12 protein-coding genes are annotated in these 13,265 nt (G+C 66.3%); 2 read left to right on the top strand and 10 right to left on the bottom strand.

What is annotated here, in order from left to right:
• Positions 1 to 57: 57 nt before the first annotated feature.
• Complete coding sequence (gene aceA, locus B0E47_RS06435) at positions 58 to 1,350, bottom strand: isocitrate lyase (RefSeq protein WP_077513196.1); 1,293 nt, start codon at positions 1,348 to 1,350, stop codon at positions 58 to 60.
• A 142-nt stretch (positions 1,351 to 1,492) separates the two neighbouring features.
• Complete coding sequence (gene aceB, locus B0E47_RS06440) at positions 1,493 to 3,103, bottom strand: malate synthase A (RefSeq protein WP_077513197.1); 1,611 nt, start codon at positions 3,101 to 3,103, stop codon at positions 1,493 to 1,495.
• 123 nt (positions 3,104 to 3,226) lie between these two features.
• On the opposite strand from aceB, the gene B0E47_RS06445 reads away from it, so the two are divergent.
• Entirely contained in the window at positions 3,227 to 4,264 is a 1,038-nt protein-coding gene (locus B0E47_RS06445) for a LysR family transcriptional regulator (protein ID WP_077513198.1), read from the top strand.
• Between the two features lie 46 nt (positions 4,265 to 4,310).
• Here the strand turns inward: B0E47_RS06445 and B0E47_RS06450 are convergent, their stop codons facing one another.
• The 8 genes from B0E47_RS06450 to B0E47_RS06485 all read right to left on the bottom strand — a co-directional run bounded on the left by B0E47_RS06450 (position 4,311) and on the right by B0E47_RS06485 (position 10,048).
• The gene (locus tag B0E47_RS06450; RefSeq protein WP_168171025.1) at positions 4,311 to 5,048 is read right to left on the bottom strand and encodes an energy transducer TonB; all 738 of its coding nucleotides are present in this window, start codon (positions 5,046 to 5,048) and stop codon (positions 4,311 to 4,313) included.
• Between the two features lie 46 nt (positions 5,049 to 5,094).
• The gene (locus B0E47_RS06455; protein WP_077513200.1) at positions 5,095 to 5,694 is read right to left on the bottom strand and encodes a 1-acyl-sn-glycerol-3-phosphate acyltransferase; all 600 of its coding nucleotides are present in this window, start codon (positions 5,692 to 5,694) and stop codon (positions 5,095 to 5,097) included.
• Positions 5,691 to 6,113: an alternative ribosome rescue aminoacyl-tRNA hydrolase ArfB gene (gene arfB, locus B0E47_RS06460; protein ID WP_077513201.1), complete on the bottom strand. Its 423-nt coding sequence runs from the start codon at positions 6,111 to 6,113 to the stop codon at positions 5,691 to 5,693. The genes B0E47_RS06455 and arfB overlap by 4 nt, the downstream gene beginning before the upstream one ends.
• 112 nt (positions 6,114 to 6,225) lie before the next feature.
• A complete protein-coding gene (locus tag B0E47_RS06465) occupies positions 6,226 to 6,936 on the bottom strand; it encodes a pseudouridine synthase (protein ID WP_077513381.1) in 711 nt (236 codons plus the stop codon).
• Between the two features lie 54 nt (positions 6,937 to 6,990).
• A complete protein-coding gene (gene ubiB, locus B0E47_RS06470; RefSeq protein WP_174566968.1) occupies positions 6,991 to 8,631 on the bottom strand; it encodes a ubiquinone biosynthesis regulatory protein kinase UbiB in 1,641 nt (546 codons plus the stop codon).
• A 5-nt stretch (positions 8,632 to 8,636) separates the two neighbouring features.
• Positions 8,637 to 9,287, bottom strand: a complete 651-nt coding sequence (locus B0E47_RS06475) for an SCP2 sterol-binding domain-containing protein (RefSeq protein ID WP_077513382.1) — start codon at positions 9,285 to 9,287, stop codon at positions 8,637 to 8,639.
• A 26-nt stretch (positions 9,288 to 9,313) separates the two neighbouring features.
• On the bottom strand, positions 9,314 to 9,784 hold the full coding sequence (gene trmL, locus B0E47_RS06480; protein WP_077513203.1) for a tRNA (uridine(34)/cytosine(34)/5-carboxymethylaminomethyluridine(34)-2'-O)-methyltransferase TrmL: 471 nt from the start codon (positions 9,782 to 9,784) through the stop codon (positions 9,314 to 9,316).
• A gap of 54 nt (positions 9,785 to 9,838) precedes the next feature.
• The gene (locus B0E47_RS06485; protein WP_077513204.1) at positions 9,839 to 10,048 is read right to left on the bottom strand and encodes a hypothetical protein; all 210 of its coding nucleotides are present in this window, start codon (positions 10,046 to 10,048) and stop codon (positions 9,839 to 9,841) included.
• A gap of 287 nt (positions 10,049 to 10,335) precedes the next feature.
• Here B0E47_RS06485 and B0E47_RS06490 point away from each other — a divergent pair, with 287 nt between their 5' ends.
• Positions 10,336 to 13,239, top strand: a complete 2,904-nt coding sequence (locus B0E47_RS06490; RefSeq protein ID WP_077513205.1) for a pitrilysin family protein — start codon at positions 10,336 to 10,338, stop codon at positions 13,237 to 13,239.
• Positions 13,240 to 13,265 lie beyond the last annotated feature (26 nt).

Below are 13,265 nucleotides of genomic sequence, written 5' to 3' on the forward strand. Positions count from 1 at the left end.
CGAAGCACATCGCCAGCTCTCTCTCACTTCTCACTCCTCTTCCCTCACTCCCCGCTCTCACGCCACGGCTTGGCGGAACTGCGCCTCCTCGGTGGACCCGGTCAACGCCGTGGTGGACGACTGGCCCTGCTGGATCGCCTGGGTGACGGCGTCGAAATAGCCGGTGCCCACTTCGCGCTGGTGCTTCACTGCGGTGAAGCCGCGCTCGCCGGCGGCGAATTCCTTTTCCTGCAGTTCGACGAAGGCGCTCATCTGGCGGCGGGCGTAGCCGTGGGCCAGGTCAAACATGCCGTAGTTGAGGCTGTGGAAGCCGGCCAGGGTGATGAACTGGAATTTGTAGCCCATCGCGCCGAGTTCCTTCTGGAAGCGGGCGATGGTGGCATCGTCCAGGTTCTTCTTCCAGTTGAAGCTGGGCGAGCAGTTGTAGGCCAGCATCTTGCACGGGAACTTCGCGTGGATCGCCTCGGCGAAGCGGCGCGCATCTTCCAGGTTCGGCTTGCTGGTCTCGCACCAGATCAGGTCGGCATAGGGCGCATAGGCAAGGCCGCGGCTGATCGCCTGGTCCAGGCCGGGCTTGACCCGGAAGAAGCCTTCGACCGTGCGCTCGCCGGTGATGAACGGCTTGTCGTTGTCATCGACGTCCGAGGTCAGCAGGTCGGCGGCATCGGCGTCGGTGCGGGCGACCAGCAGGGTCGGCACGCCGGCGACATCCGCGGCAAGGCGTGCGGCGTTGAGCTTGTCGATCGCCTCGCGGGTGGGCACCAGCACCTTGCCGCCCATGTGGCCGCACTTCTTCACCGAGGCCAGCTGGTCCTCGAAATGCACGCCGGCGGCGCCGGCTTCGATCATCGCCTTCATCAGCTCGAACGCATTCAGCACGCCACCAAAGCCGGCCTCGGCATCGGCCACGATCGGCACCAGCCAGTCGATGTCGTGGTTGCCCTCGGCGTGGTTCAATTGATCGGCGCGCAGCAAGGTGTTGTTGATGCGCTTGACCACCAGCGGCACCGAATTGGCCGGATACAGCGACTGGTCGGGATACATCTCGCCGGCCACGTTGGCGTCGGCGGCGACCTGCCAGCCACTCAGGTAGATCGCCTGCAGGCCCGCCTTGACCTGCTGCATCGCCTGGTTGCCGGTGAGTGCCCCAAGGGCATTGACGAAATCTTCCTTGTGCAGCGATTTCCACAGGCGCTCGGCGCCGCGGCGGGCCAGCGAATGCTCGATCTGCACCGTGCCGCGCAGGCGCACCACATCATCGGCGGAATAGTTGCGCTGGACGCCGGTCCAACGGGCGTTGTTCTTCCAGTCCAGACTGATCTGTTCGGCGGTGGGCAGGTGGCTTTTCATGATGTGACTCCGTTTGGTTTAAGCCCCTCTCCCTGGGGGAGAGGGGTTGGGGAGAGGGTTCGGGCGGAGCGTGTTGATTCGCTCCGGGCGCACCCTCATCCGCCCTTCGGGCACCTTCTCCCAGAGGGGGAAGGGATGATCGTCAAAGCTGGTCGTAGGCGGGCAGGGTGAGGAAGTCGCCGAGCTGGTCCGCATGGGTCATCGTGGAAATCAGCGCGGCGGCGGCATCGGCACGAGTGGCGCCGGGGTGTCGGCTGCTGCGCAGGTGATGGGTGTGCGCGGCCAGCGCCTGGTCGAACAGGGCAAAGTCGATCGGCGCGTGGTCGGGGAACTCGAGGGCGCCGCCGGCCGGAACATCGGCATGGTGCAGCCACTGCCACAGCTGGGCGCGGGCGATCTCGGCGGTGGCGGCGTCTTCCATCAGGTGATGGATCGGCACGCAGCCCAGGCCGTCCAGCCAGGCGGCGGTATAGCGCAGGCAGACCTCGACGTTGTTGTCGAAACCGGCGCGGCTGATCGTGCCGCCGGGTGCGGCCAGCAATTGCTCGCGGCTCACCTGGACGTCCTCGCGCAGCTTGCCCAGCTGGTTCGGTGTGGGCATGTACTTGTCGAAGATCTCCTGTGCCACCGGCACCAGCGCCGGGTGGGCGACCCAGGTGCCGTCGTGGCCGGCCTGCACTTCGCGCAGCTTGTCCGCGCGCACCTTGTCCAGTGCCGCCTGGTTCGCCGCTTCGTCGCCCTTGATCGGGATTTGCGCGGCCATGCCACCCATCGCGAAGGCGCCGCGGCGATGGCAGGTCTTGATCAGCAGTTCGGAATAGCCTTTCAGGAACGGCACCGTCATGCCGACCTGGCCGCGCTCCGGCAGCAGGCGGTCGCGGTGACCTCGCAGCGTTTTCAGGTAGGAAAAGATGTAGTCCCAGCGGCCGCAGTTGAGGCCGACGATGCGCCGACGCAGCGCGTGCAGGATCTCGTCCATCTGGAACGCCGCCGGCAGCGTCTCGATCAGCACGGTGGCCTTCATCGTGCCGACTGGCAGCTGCAGCTCATCCTCGGCGGCGCTCATCACCTCTTCCCACAACGCGGCCTCTTCCATCGCCTCCAGCTTGGGCAGGTAGAAATACGGGCCTCGATCGCGACGCTGCAGGGCGCGCGCGTTGTGGAACACGAACAGGCCGAAATCCACCAGCGCGCCGGAAATCGGGGTGCCGTCCACATGAAAGAAGCGGTCGTGCAGATGCCAGCCGCGCGGGCGCACCACCAGCACGGCGGGGTTGTCGCCGACGCGATAGCTCCTGCCTTCGGGCGAGCGGAACTCGATGCTGCCGTTGACCGCGTCGCGCAGGTTGACCTGGCCGTCGAGCTGGTTGGCGAAGGTCGGCGAGGAGGAGTCCTCGAAGTCGGCCATGAACACCTTGGCGCCGGAGTTCAGCGCGTTGATGATCATCTTGCGCTCGACCGGGCCGGTGATCTCGACGCGACGATCACGCAGCGCGACGGGAATTGGCGCCACCGTCCAGTCCGAGGCGCGGATCGCCGCGGTGTCGGCACGGAAATCCGGCAGGCCGCCAGCGTCATAGCCGGCCTGGCGTTGGCGCCGGGCCTGCAGCAGGCACTGCCGCGTGGCCTCGAAACGACGGTGCAACTGGGCCAGGAAGCCCAGCGCCGCCGGGGTCAGGATGCCTTCGTAACCGGCGCCGTCGGCCAGGATCTCGGCCGCGCCGGTGTCGAGTCGTTCCTGCGGTACTGCCATGGGTTCGCTCCGTGTCGTGGATGACTCGAAGCTAGAGCAGAAATAATCTATTTGACAAAGTGAATGTTTCAATCAGTAATATGAGCATATTCAATATCAAACTCAATACGCTGAAATGAAACGATGAAAGTGGATGACGGGGCACCAAATCGGCCAAAAAAAACGCGCCGCACCGCAGCAAAAAAGCGTGCCGGTCGCGGGTCGGCTGCCGAAGGCGGCGGTCGCTACTACTACAAGGGCAACCGTCACAAGCAGTTGCGCGCGTTTGTCAGCGTGGTGAAGCTGGGCACGCTGACCCGTGCTGCCGAGGCGCTCTATCTGTCGCAGCCCACGATCAGCCTGCAGTTGCAGGCGCTGGAGCGCGAGCTGGGCGTGACCCTGGTGGATCGCCGCCGTCGTCGCATCAATCTCACCGACGCGGGCGAGGCGCTGTACGAACTGGCGCGGCCGCTGGTCGAGGGCTGGGAAACGCTGGATCGCGATTTCCAGGCGAAGGTGAAGGGCCTGCAGGCCGGCCGCCTGGTCGTCGCTGCCGGCACCTCGACCATCCAGTACCTGCTGCCGGAGCTGGTGCGTCGCTACCGCGAACGCTTTCCCGCGGTGCAACTGCAACTGGCCAACGTCACCGGCAAGGACGGCATGGCCCTGTTGCGCGCGGACGAGGCGGACTTCGCAGTCGGCTCGATGCTGGACGTGCCCAACGACATCGCCTGGGCGCCGGTGCACCACTACGATCCGATGCTGATCATGCCGCTCGACCATCCGCTGGCCGCGCAGGACAGGATCACGCCGGAGGATCTCTCACCGTACGGCCTGATCCTGCCGCCGCAGCGGTTGTCCACCTACCGGCTGGTGGACCTGGTCTTCCAGCAACGCCAGGTGCCGTACCACGTGGCGATCGAAGTCGGCGGCTGGGACGTGATCAAGGAATACGTGGCGATGGGCATGGGCATCTCCATCGTCACCGGCATCTGCATCACCGAAGCCGATCATGCGCGCCTGGCCGTGCGCAACATGAAGCAGTTCTTTCCCCAGCGCAGCTATGGCGTGGTGATGCGCAAGGGCAAGTTCCTCAGCGCCGAGGCGCGCGCCTTCATCGACCTGATCCGGCCGGGGTTGCTGACACGGGACTACGACGAGCCGGGACATTCGGGGCGCTGAAGGCCGAATATCCGGGGTTGACACGGACGATGCAAGCGTTGGGTGGCTAGGGTGAGGTGGACACCAGCCGCAAAGGACTGTCGAGTACGACCGGCACGTCGGCGAAGTGAGTAATGTCGATGCTGCCCTTGGCCGCTTTGTCGTGAGGTGCGTCCAGTGCGTGACGCAGATCACTCAGATCGTAGTTGTCCAGGGAAAAGGTGAATGGCACGCGCATATGGGTGACCACGGGCCGTCCATCGACCAGTTCCGGCAAATATTTCCCTTTCTCGACGGCATCGATCGATGCTTTGTAGAAAGCACTGCCTCTTGTGCCCCCGCTGGTCTTGGCGGTGACGACGTGAACATTCGACACACGGCCATCGCCGTTGACGTCCAATGCCACGACGACGGTTGCCTGAACCAGCTGCCTCTGCATTTCCGTTGGATATGCGGGTGACTGCAGCGAGATCGTGCCCGGACCATGCCAGATGTAGTGCAGACGCAATTGTTGATCGCCATCAACCGTCTGCATCTGCACATGGAACAAGGCATAGGTGCGCGCCGGTGCAGGCTTGCCGCCTACCGTTGCCGGCACGAATCGCCAGTGCTGGGTGGTTTGCTCGGTCAACTGTTGCAACTGCGGCAAGACATCCCTGCCGACAACTTGCGCATGCACGACATGGCCCCGCGCGTCGACGTCCAGCGCAGCGGTTATCGGAGGTCCGACTCTCGTCCATTCCTGCGCGGCCATGCAGGCCGGCGTAACCAGCAGCATCAAGAGAACCAGCAACATGTTTTTCATGAACATTACCTGCCTGCGCAACATGCGATGCCGTGAGCAGCCTAATCTAATCCACGTTGCGATGTTTGCCCTTGAACGGCGCATACCACGCACGCAGGCGCGCGATGTCCGCGTCCATGTCGGCGCTGGTGTCGAACAACGGGCCGAGATGGATCGTCTTGTCGGGATAGTGGAACGCGACCGGGAAGATCGGCACGCCGGCGTCGTGGGCGATATGCCAGAAGCCGCTCTTCCAGCGCTTCACCGGCTTGCGCGTGCCCTCCGGGGCGATGCCCAGCCAGAGCCCATCGCGCTTGCGGAACTGGTCGATCATCTGCTCGACCACGCCCTTGGCGGCGCTGCGGTCGATCGCCATGCCGCCGAGTCGGCGCAGCAGACCGCCCAGCGGCCAGCGGAACAGTTCCTGCTTGCCCATGAAATGCACGTCGGCGCCGACCGCCACCTTGATCAACAGACCCCAGACGCCGTCCCACCAGGACGAGTGCGGTGCCGCGAGGAGCACCAGCCGAGGCACGTCGGGAAAGTCGCCGACCAGGCTCCAGCCGGCCATGCGCAATACGCCGCGACAGGCGCGGCGCTGCCAGCCGTCACGCAGCCTGGGCATCTGCGGTGGCAGTTGCGCCGGTGCGAACAGACGGCGGCTCATTCGATATCCGGCTTGCGCGAGCGGCCCTGTTTGATCCTGCCGCGCTGCTGCTTTGCGACCAGTCGCCGCTCCTTCGAGGCGCGGGTCGGCCGGGTGGCCACGCGTTTCTTCGGTGCCTCCAGCGCGCCATGGATGATCTCGACCAGGCGCTCCCGCGCATCGTCCCGGTTGCGTGCCTGATCGCGGAAACGGCGGGCCTGGATCACCAGTGTGCCTTCTCCGGTCAGCCGGCGATCGCGACGCGCCAGCAGCCGCGCGCGAACATCATCGGGCAGGGACGGTGAATGGGCTACGTCGAAACGCAGCTCCACCGCGCTCTCGGTGCGGTTGACATGCTGCCCGCCCGGGCCGTCCGCGCGCAGGAAGCGCTCGACCAGTTCGGACTCCGGCAGGTGGATGGCGCGGCTGACGATCAACATGGGGGAAGTGTAGAGGAGCTGAGGAGTGAGTGATGAAGCGAGAAGTGAGAAGTGAGAGAACAGCCAAAGCGCGCCAAGCTCCTGCCTTCCCTCACTTCTCACTCCTCTCCACTCACTCCTCGCTCTTCGCCTTCACCGTCCAGCCGAAGCGATCAAGCAACTCGGCATATGCAGCGTCCAGCGGCGCCTCGAGCGTCATCGACGCGCCACTCAGCGGGTGGGCAAAGCTCACCCGCCACGCGTGCAGCAGCATGCGGTGGCAGCCGAAATGCTGCTTGTACAGCCGGTTGTGATCGCCCCGGCCGTGCTGGCAATCGCCGATCACCGGATGGTGGATGTGCGCCAGGTGCTTGCGGATCTGGCGGAAGCGGCCGCTCTCCGGTTCGGCCAGCAGCAGGGCATAGCGCTGTTGTGGATAGCGGCCGAGTTCGATCGGCACCTCGATCGAGTCCAGTTGCCGGTAACGAGTGCGTGCCTCGCGGCGCGGGCCGGTTTCGCGCGAGCCGGGCAAGGCGTAGTCGATCACGCCTTCGGCCGGTTCCGGCCAGCCGCGCACCACCACCAGGTATTGCTTGTGCACGGTGCGGCCCATGAACTGCTCACCCAGCAACGCAGCCACTTCCTTGCTGCGCGCCACCAGCAGCACGCCGCTGGTGGCGCGATCGAGCCGGTGCGCGAGATACACGTTGTCGCCGATCTGCTCGCGCAGCAGGTCGATCAGGAATTCCTCCGCATTGCCGACCATCTTCGAGCGGTGCACGGCAAGGTTCGCGGGCTTGTTCACCGCGATCAGGGCGTCATCCTGGTAGAGGATATCGAGCATGGGCTGGGTCATCCGATCCATCTGCGAGCCCGTTCGCGGGCGACGACACGCGGGTCAACGCTGGCGCGAACTGCCGAACGCGAAGGCGAGCAGGCCGGCCGCACCGAGCAGCAGCGGTGGCCAGACGCCGTGTTGCGGTGCCAGCGACCAGAGCAGGGTCGCGCTGAGGATCAGGGTGGCGCCGAGCAGGCCGCCGCCGAGCATCCGCAGCACGCGACCGGTGAGCCGGGCCTGCTGGCCCAGCGCATCCGCGTCGGCCAGCAGGCGCTGTTCGCCGCGGCCGGCCTGGCGCAGTGCATCGCGCACCAGTTCGGGGAACTCCGGTGCATGGCGCAGCCACTCGGGCAGCCGCTTGCGGATGTCGCGCAAGGTACGCAGCGGGCTGTAGCGTTCGCGCAGGATGCGCTTGAGCACCGGGTGCGCCACTGCCCAGATGTCGATCTCCGGGTCGAGCATGCGCCCGACGCCCTCGATGTTGAGCAGGGTTTTCTGCAGCAGGATCAGCTGCGGCTGCAGGGTCAGCTCGAAGCGGCGCGCGGTCTGGAACAGTTTCACCACCAGCTCGGCCAGCGAGATCTGCGACAGCGGGCGCGTGAAATACGGCTCGCACACGGTGCGCACCGCGGCTTCCAGTTCATCCAGCCGCACATTGGAGGGCATCCAGCCGGCGGCGACGTGCAGCTGCGCGATACGCGCGTAGTCGCGCTCGAACAAGGCGATGAAGTTCTGCGCCAACCAGTACTGGTCGGCTTCGGGCAGCGAACCCATGATGCCGAAGTCCAGCGCGATGAAACGCGGTTCATCGACGCGCGTGGGGTCGACCCAGATGTTGCCCGGATGCGCATCGGCGTGGAAGAAGTTGTCGCGGAATACCTGCTCGTAGAACACCCGCACGCCCTTGGCGGCGAGCGCCTTGCGGTCAAGTCCGGCGGCGTCGATCGCGGCGATGTCGTCGCTGCTGATGCCGTGCACACGCTCCAGCGTGAGTACGCGTGCGCTGGTGAGCTCCCAATGCACCGCCGGCACGTACAGGTCCACGCCGCTGGCGAAGTTGCGTTTGAGCAGGCTGGCGCTGGCACCCTCGCGCTGCAGGTCGAGCTCGTTCTCCAGCATCTTCTCGACTTCGGCCACCACGTCGAGCGGGCGGATCTTGTCCGCGTTCGGATGCCAGCGCTGGGCCAGTTCGCCCAGCGAGCGCAGCAGCTTCACGTCGCGGGCGATCTGCACGTCGATGCCGGGGCGCAGCACCTTCACCACCACCTCGCGACCGTCGCGCAAGGTGGCGGCGTGCACCTGGGCGATCGAGGCCGAGGCCAGCGGGGTTTCGTCGAAGCTGGCGTAGAGCTGGTCGGTCGACGCGTTCAATTGCTGCTCGACGATGGCGCGCGCCGCGCTGCCGAGGAACGGTGCCACCTGATCCTGCAGCAGCGACAGTTCGTCGGCGATATCGGCGGGGATCAGGTCGCGCCGGGTCGACAGCACCTGGCCGGCCTTGACGAAGATCGGGCCCAGTTCGGTCAACGCCATCCGCAGCCGTTCGCCGCGCGACAAGGCAGCCACGTTGGCGCGTGGTCGGGCCAGCAGCGGTCGCAGCAATTTCAGGGGCCGGTACAGATGCGCGGCGTCGACCAGCTCGTCCAGCCGCCAGGCCAGCAACACCGAGGCCACCCGCAGCAGGCGCGGCACCACCTTCAGCGGGGTCACGCGGCGTCGCCCCGAAGGCGTCGGGTCAGCCGTTGCACGCGCGACTCCAGCCGTTCGCCGCGTTCGCGCAAGGTGTCCACATCGTCGAGAAAGGTCTCGACCTCACCCGGCGCCAGCACGATACGCGCCTCGTCGCGCAGCCAGTCGGCACCGTCCTCGGTGAGATGCGCGGCGGATTCGCGGGCGTGCGCCAGACCCTTGCGCACGGCCCTGGCCAGCGGCACGCCGAGCACATCGCCGAAGGTGCGTGCGAAGGCCTCTTCGAAGTCCGGGGCGAATTTGCTCGCCAGCTTTTCCAGTCGGCGCGCCAGCTCGGCATCGCCGGCGATCTCCACCTTGCCCGGTGCGATGCCGTCTTCGTCGCGGCGGAACACCATCGCCAGCAGGCTGCCCGGCGTGGCCGCCACTTTCAGCTGGCTGTCGTCGTCGGGGGGCCCGACCTGCAGCCGGCCATCGGCGACAGTCACCGCGAGCGCGATTTCCGGCCCGCGCAGGTGCAACTGCACGCGGCGGCCGTCCAGCATCGCCAGTTTCTGCCGGGTGTCCGGATCCAGCGCCAGCGTGTGGTTGAGCGCGCTTTCCAGCGCGCGGCCGGCCAGCTTGCGCAACGGTTGCGGCATCCAGGCGTTGGGAGTGGCGGCGTTCATCGCGCCATTGTAGCCGTGGGCCGGACTCAAACGTTCGCTGCGCCGGCGAATCCGAGCTGGCGCCAGGCTTCGTACACCGCCACGGCCACCGTGTTCGACAGGTTCAGGCTGCGGCTGTCCGGCTGCATCGGCAGGCGCAGGCGCTGCGCGGCGGGGAGGCGGTCGAGCACCTCGGCGGGCAGGCCGGCGGTTTCGCAACCGAACAGCAGGGCATCGCCGTCGGCGAAGCGGGCGTCGACATGGGCGACACGGCCGCGCGTGGTGAACGCGAAAACGCGCGCCGCGCCGATCGCATCGAGGCAGGCGGCGAGGTCGTCATGCACCGCGATACGGGCGTATTCGTGGTAGTCCAGACCGGCCCGCCGCAATCGCGCATCGTCGAGCTCGAAGCCGAGCGGGCGGACCAGGTGCAACGCGGCGCCGGTGTTCGCGCACAGGCGAATCACGTTGCCGGTATTGGGCGGGATCTCGGGGCGGAACAGGATGACATGGAGCATCCCGCCATTATCGCGTGTCGCGCCTTGGGTCGTGTCCCGGGGCGTGTCGCTTCCTCAGCCGGCGATGCGCGGGCAGACCACGCCGTCGGGCGGCAGCGCACAGGTGCTCGGTGCGGCCAGAAGGATCGCACCGATGTGGCTGGCCGCCACCAGCTGCGTGCCGCCGGGCGACGGCACAGCCGTCACCATGGCGCCGAAGATCAGGCCGCAAACCGCCAGGCAGGCGAGGAACAGGCAACGCAGCATCAGGCTTTCGAATTTCATGGGGATCTCTCCTGCAAGTGGGTGAATAGTCCTGTGCGGTACCTCAGAGCAATCGCCGTGCCAAGCCGCATTTTTCATTCATTCGATTGAAATGACTGGAATTTTTCATGGAGTGATGGTGCGCGGGTGGCTGTCCGCGGACAGTTGTCCGTCCAGCAGCGGACGGTCGGACGCGACGCCGGCACAATCGGCTGTGTGCTTGCCGATGAGACCGATCGCAAGGATTTGCGATGCTGCTCCGACGCCGGTAGCCTGCGTGGACTCATCCGTGCAACAGGAGGTTCACCGTGACAAAGAAGCCACTCGCCCTGCTCATCACCGCCCTGCTCGCCTTTGGCGCCGCGGCACCGCTGGCGCTCGCCGCCCCCGATGTGCCCACCGCCAGCGCCAGCGCGGCGGCGACCCAGCAGATCCCCGAGCTGGCTTACAGCCGCTTCACCCTGCCGAACGGCCTGACCGTGGTGGTGCACGAGGACCACAAGGCGCCGGTGGTGGCGGTGAGCGTGTGGTATCACGTCGGTTCGTCATACGAGCCGAAGGGCAAGACCGGTTTCGCGCACCTGTTCGAGCACCTGATGTTCCAGGGTTCGGAAAACCACAAGGACGAGTATTTCAAGCCGTTCGAGCTGGCCGGCTCCACCGACCAGAACGGCACCACCTGGCTGGATCGCACCAACTATTTCGAGACCGTGCCGACCACCGCGCTGGACATGGCGTTGTGGATGGAGTCCGACCGCATGGGCCATCTGCTCGGCGCGATCGGGATGCCCCAGCTCGACGAACAGCGCGGCGTGGTGCAGAACGAGAAAAGGCAGGGCGAGAACCAGCCGTACGGTCGCGCCGGCGAGATGATCCAGGCCGAGGCCTTCCCCGGCAACCATCCCTATCACCACGACACCATCGGCTCGATGGCGGACTTGAACGCCGCCTCGCTGGCCGACGTGAAGCAGTGGTTCCGCGATTACTACGGCGCCGCCAACACCGTGGTGGTGCTGGCCGGCGACATCACCCCGGCGGTGGCGAAGGAAAAGATGCTGAAGTACTTCGGCGACATCGCCGCCGGCCCGCAGGTGCCGCGGCCGCAGCCGTGGATCGCCGCGCGCACCAGTTCGACCAGCGGCACGCTGACCGACAACGTGGCGCAGACGCGCATCTATCGCGAATGGAATGTGCCCGGTCGCGGCAACAGCGACGAAAACCAGCTGGAACTCGCCGCCGCGGTGCTGGGCGGCAGCAAGACCTCGCGGCTGTACCAGCGGCTGGTCTACCAGGACAAGCTGGCCGACGACGTCTCGGTCGACGTCGAGCAGCACGTGCTGGCCAGCATGTTCGAATTGCAGGTCGATGTGAAGAAGGGCGTCGATCCGGCCAGGGTCGAGGCGGCGGTCGCCGACGAATGGCGGAAATTCCTGAAGGACGGACCCACCGCCGACGAGCTGGCGCGGGTGAAGACCGAGACGCGCGCATCGTTCGTGCGCGGGTTGGAGCGGGTCAACACGCAGGCCTCGATCCTGGCCCAGGGCCAGCTCTACCACGGCGATCCGGGCCAGTACCTGAAAGACTTCAAGGAGCTGATGGCGGCCACGCCGGACAGCGTCAAGGCGGCGGCTAACAAGTGGATCGCGAAGGGCGACTACACCCTGACCGTGGTGCCGGGCAAGGTCGAGTCGACCGACATGGCCACGCTGGCCGGTCGCGCTGCCGCGCCGGGCGCACCCGCGCCGGTGCTCTCGCCCAAGGGCGATTTCAAGACGGTGAGCAGCGACGTCGATCGCAGCAAGGGCGTGCCGCAGGTCGGCAGTTTCCCGGACCTCAGCTTCCCGGCTCTGCAGCGCGGCAAGCTGGACAACGGCGTCGAGGTGATCCTGGCCGAGCGCCACACCGTGCCGGCGGTGCAACTGCAGTTGCTGTTCGACGCCGGCTATGCGGCCGACCAGGGCCGCAAGCTGGGCACCTCCAGTTTCAGCATGGCCATGCTCGACGAAGGCAGCAAGGATCTGGATTCGGTCGAGATCGCCAAGCGCAAGCAGCGCCTCGGCGCGTTGATCGCGTCCGGCTGCGGGCTGGATTACTGCAACGCTTCGCTCAATGCACTCGACGACCAGCTCAAGCCCTCGCTCGACCTGTTCGCCGACATCGTGCGCAACCCCGCCTTCCGCGACGCCGACATTGGCCGTCTGCGCGGCCAGTGGCTGGCGCGCATCGCGCAGGAAAAGAGCCAGCCCACCGGGATCGCCCTGCGCACCCTGCCGCCGCTGCTGTACGGCAAGGGACACGCGTATGCGATACCGTTCACCGGCTCGGGTACGGAGGACTCGATCAAGGCCTTGTCCGCCACCGACATGCAGCAGTTCATGACCGACTACACCCGGCCGGACAACATGCAGATCCTGGTCGCCGGCGACACCACGCTGGACCAGATCATCCCGCAATTGAATGCGGTGTTCGGCAACTGGAAGGCGCCGTCCAGCAAGGTGCCGCACAAGAACATCGGCAAGGTGGCGCCGCCGAAGCAGGTGCGCGTGTACCTGGTCGATCGCCCGGGGGCGCAGCAGAGCCTGATCCTCGCCGGCAGCCTGGCGCCGTCGACCGAGGCGCCGAACAACCTGCAGATCCAGACCATGAACGGCGCCTTCGGCGGCACCTTCACTTCGCGTCTCAACATGAACCTGCGCGAGGACAAGCATTGGGCCTACGGCGCCTTCAGCTTCCTGCAGAACGCGATCGGGCAGCGTCCCTTCATGCTCTATGCGCCGGTGCAGACCGACAAGACCGCGCCTTCCATCGGCGAGATGCTCAAGGAAGCGAACGGCATCATCGGCGACAAGCCGCTGACCGACCAGGAGATCAGCAAGGTCAAGCTGGGCGACGTACGCAGCATGCCGGGCGAGTACCAGACCACGTCGGCGGTGATGGGCGCGATGCAGGGCATCGCCCTGTACCACCGTCCGGACGATTACGTGCAGACCCTGAAGTCGCGCATCGAGGGTCAGAGCGATGCCTCGGTGGAAGCGGCCGCGAAGGAGATCATCCATCCGAACGGGCTGACCTGGGTGATCGTCGGCGACCTGGCCAAGATCGAGGCACCGATCCGCGCGTTGAAACTCGGCGAGGTGCAGGTGCTCGATGCCGATGGCAAGCCGGTTGCCGACCCGGCATCGAAGGCCTCGTCCGCGAAGGCGGTGAAGTAAGTCACGGGCGCGGTGGCGGGCACGCT

This window comes from Rhodanobacter sp. B05, assembly GCF_002001085.1.
Lineage (GTDB): Bacteria > Pseudomonadota > Gammaproteobacteria > Xanthomonadales > Rhodanobacteraceae > Rhodanobacter.

What these genes read in the sequence shown, in the direction of transcription:
- B0E47_RS06455 (WP_077513200.1), bottom strand. Translation starts at nt 5,694, where the DNA reads ATGAGCCGCCGTCTGTTCGCACCGGCGCAACTGCCACCGCAGATGCCC.
- B0E47_RS06450 (WP_168171025.1), bottom strand. Translation starts at nt 5,048, where the DNA reads ATGAAAAACATGTTGCTGGTTCTCTTGATGCTGCTGGTTACGCCGGCC.
- arfB (WP_077513201.1), bottom strand. Translation starts at nt 6,113, where the DNA reads ATGTTGATCGTCAGCCGCGCCATCCACCTGCCGGAGTCCGAACTGGTC.
- B0E47_RS06475 (WP_077513382.1), bottom strand. Translation starts at nt 9,287, where the DNA reads ATGAACGCCGCCACTCCCAACGCCTGGATGCCGCAACCGTTGCGCAAG.
- aceA (WP_077513196.1), bottom strand. Translation starts at nt 1,350, where the DNA reads ATGAAAAGCCACCTGCCCACCGCCGAACAGATCAGTCTGGACTGGAAG.
- B0E47_RS06465 (WP_077513381.1), bottom strand. Translation starts at nt 6,936, where the DNA reads ATGCTCGATATCCTCTACCAGGATGACGCCCTGATCGCGGTGAACAAG.
- B0E47_RS06445 (WP_077513198.1), top strand. Translation starts at nt 3,227, where the DNA reads ATGAAAGTGGATGACGGGGCACCAAATCGGCCAAAAAAAACGCGCCGC.
- trmL (WP_077513203.1), bottom strand. Translation starts at nt 9,784, where the DNA reads ATGCTCCATGTCATCCTGTTCCGCCCCGAGATCCCGCCCAATACCGGC.
- B0E47_RS06485 (WP_077513204.1), bottom strand. Translation starts at nt 10,048, where the DNA reads ATGAAATTCGAAAGCCTGATGCTGCGTTGCCTGTTCCTCGCCTGCCTG.
- aceB (WP_077513197.1), bottom strand. Translation starts at nt 3,103, where the DNA reads ATGGCAGTACCGCAGGAACGACTCGACACCGGCGCGGCCGAGATCCTG.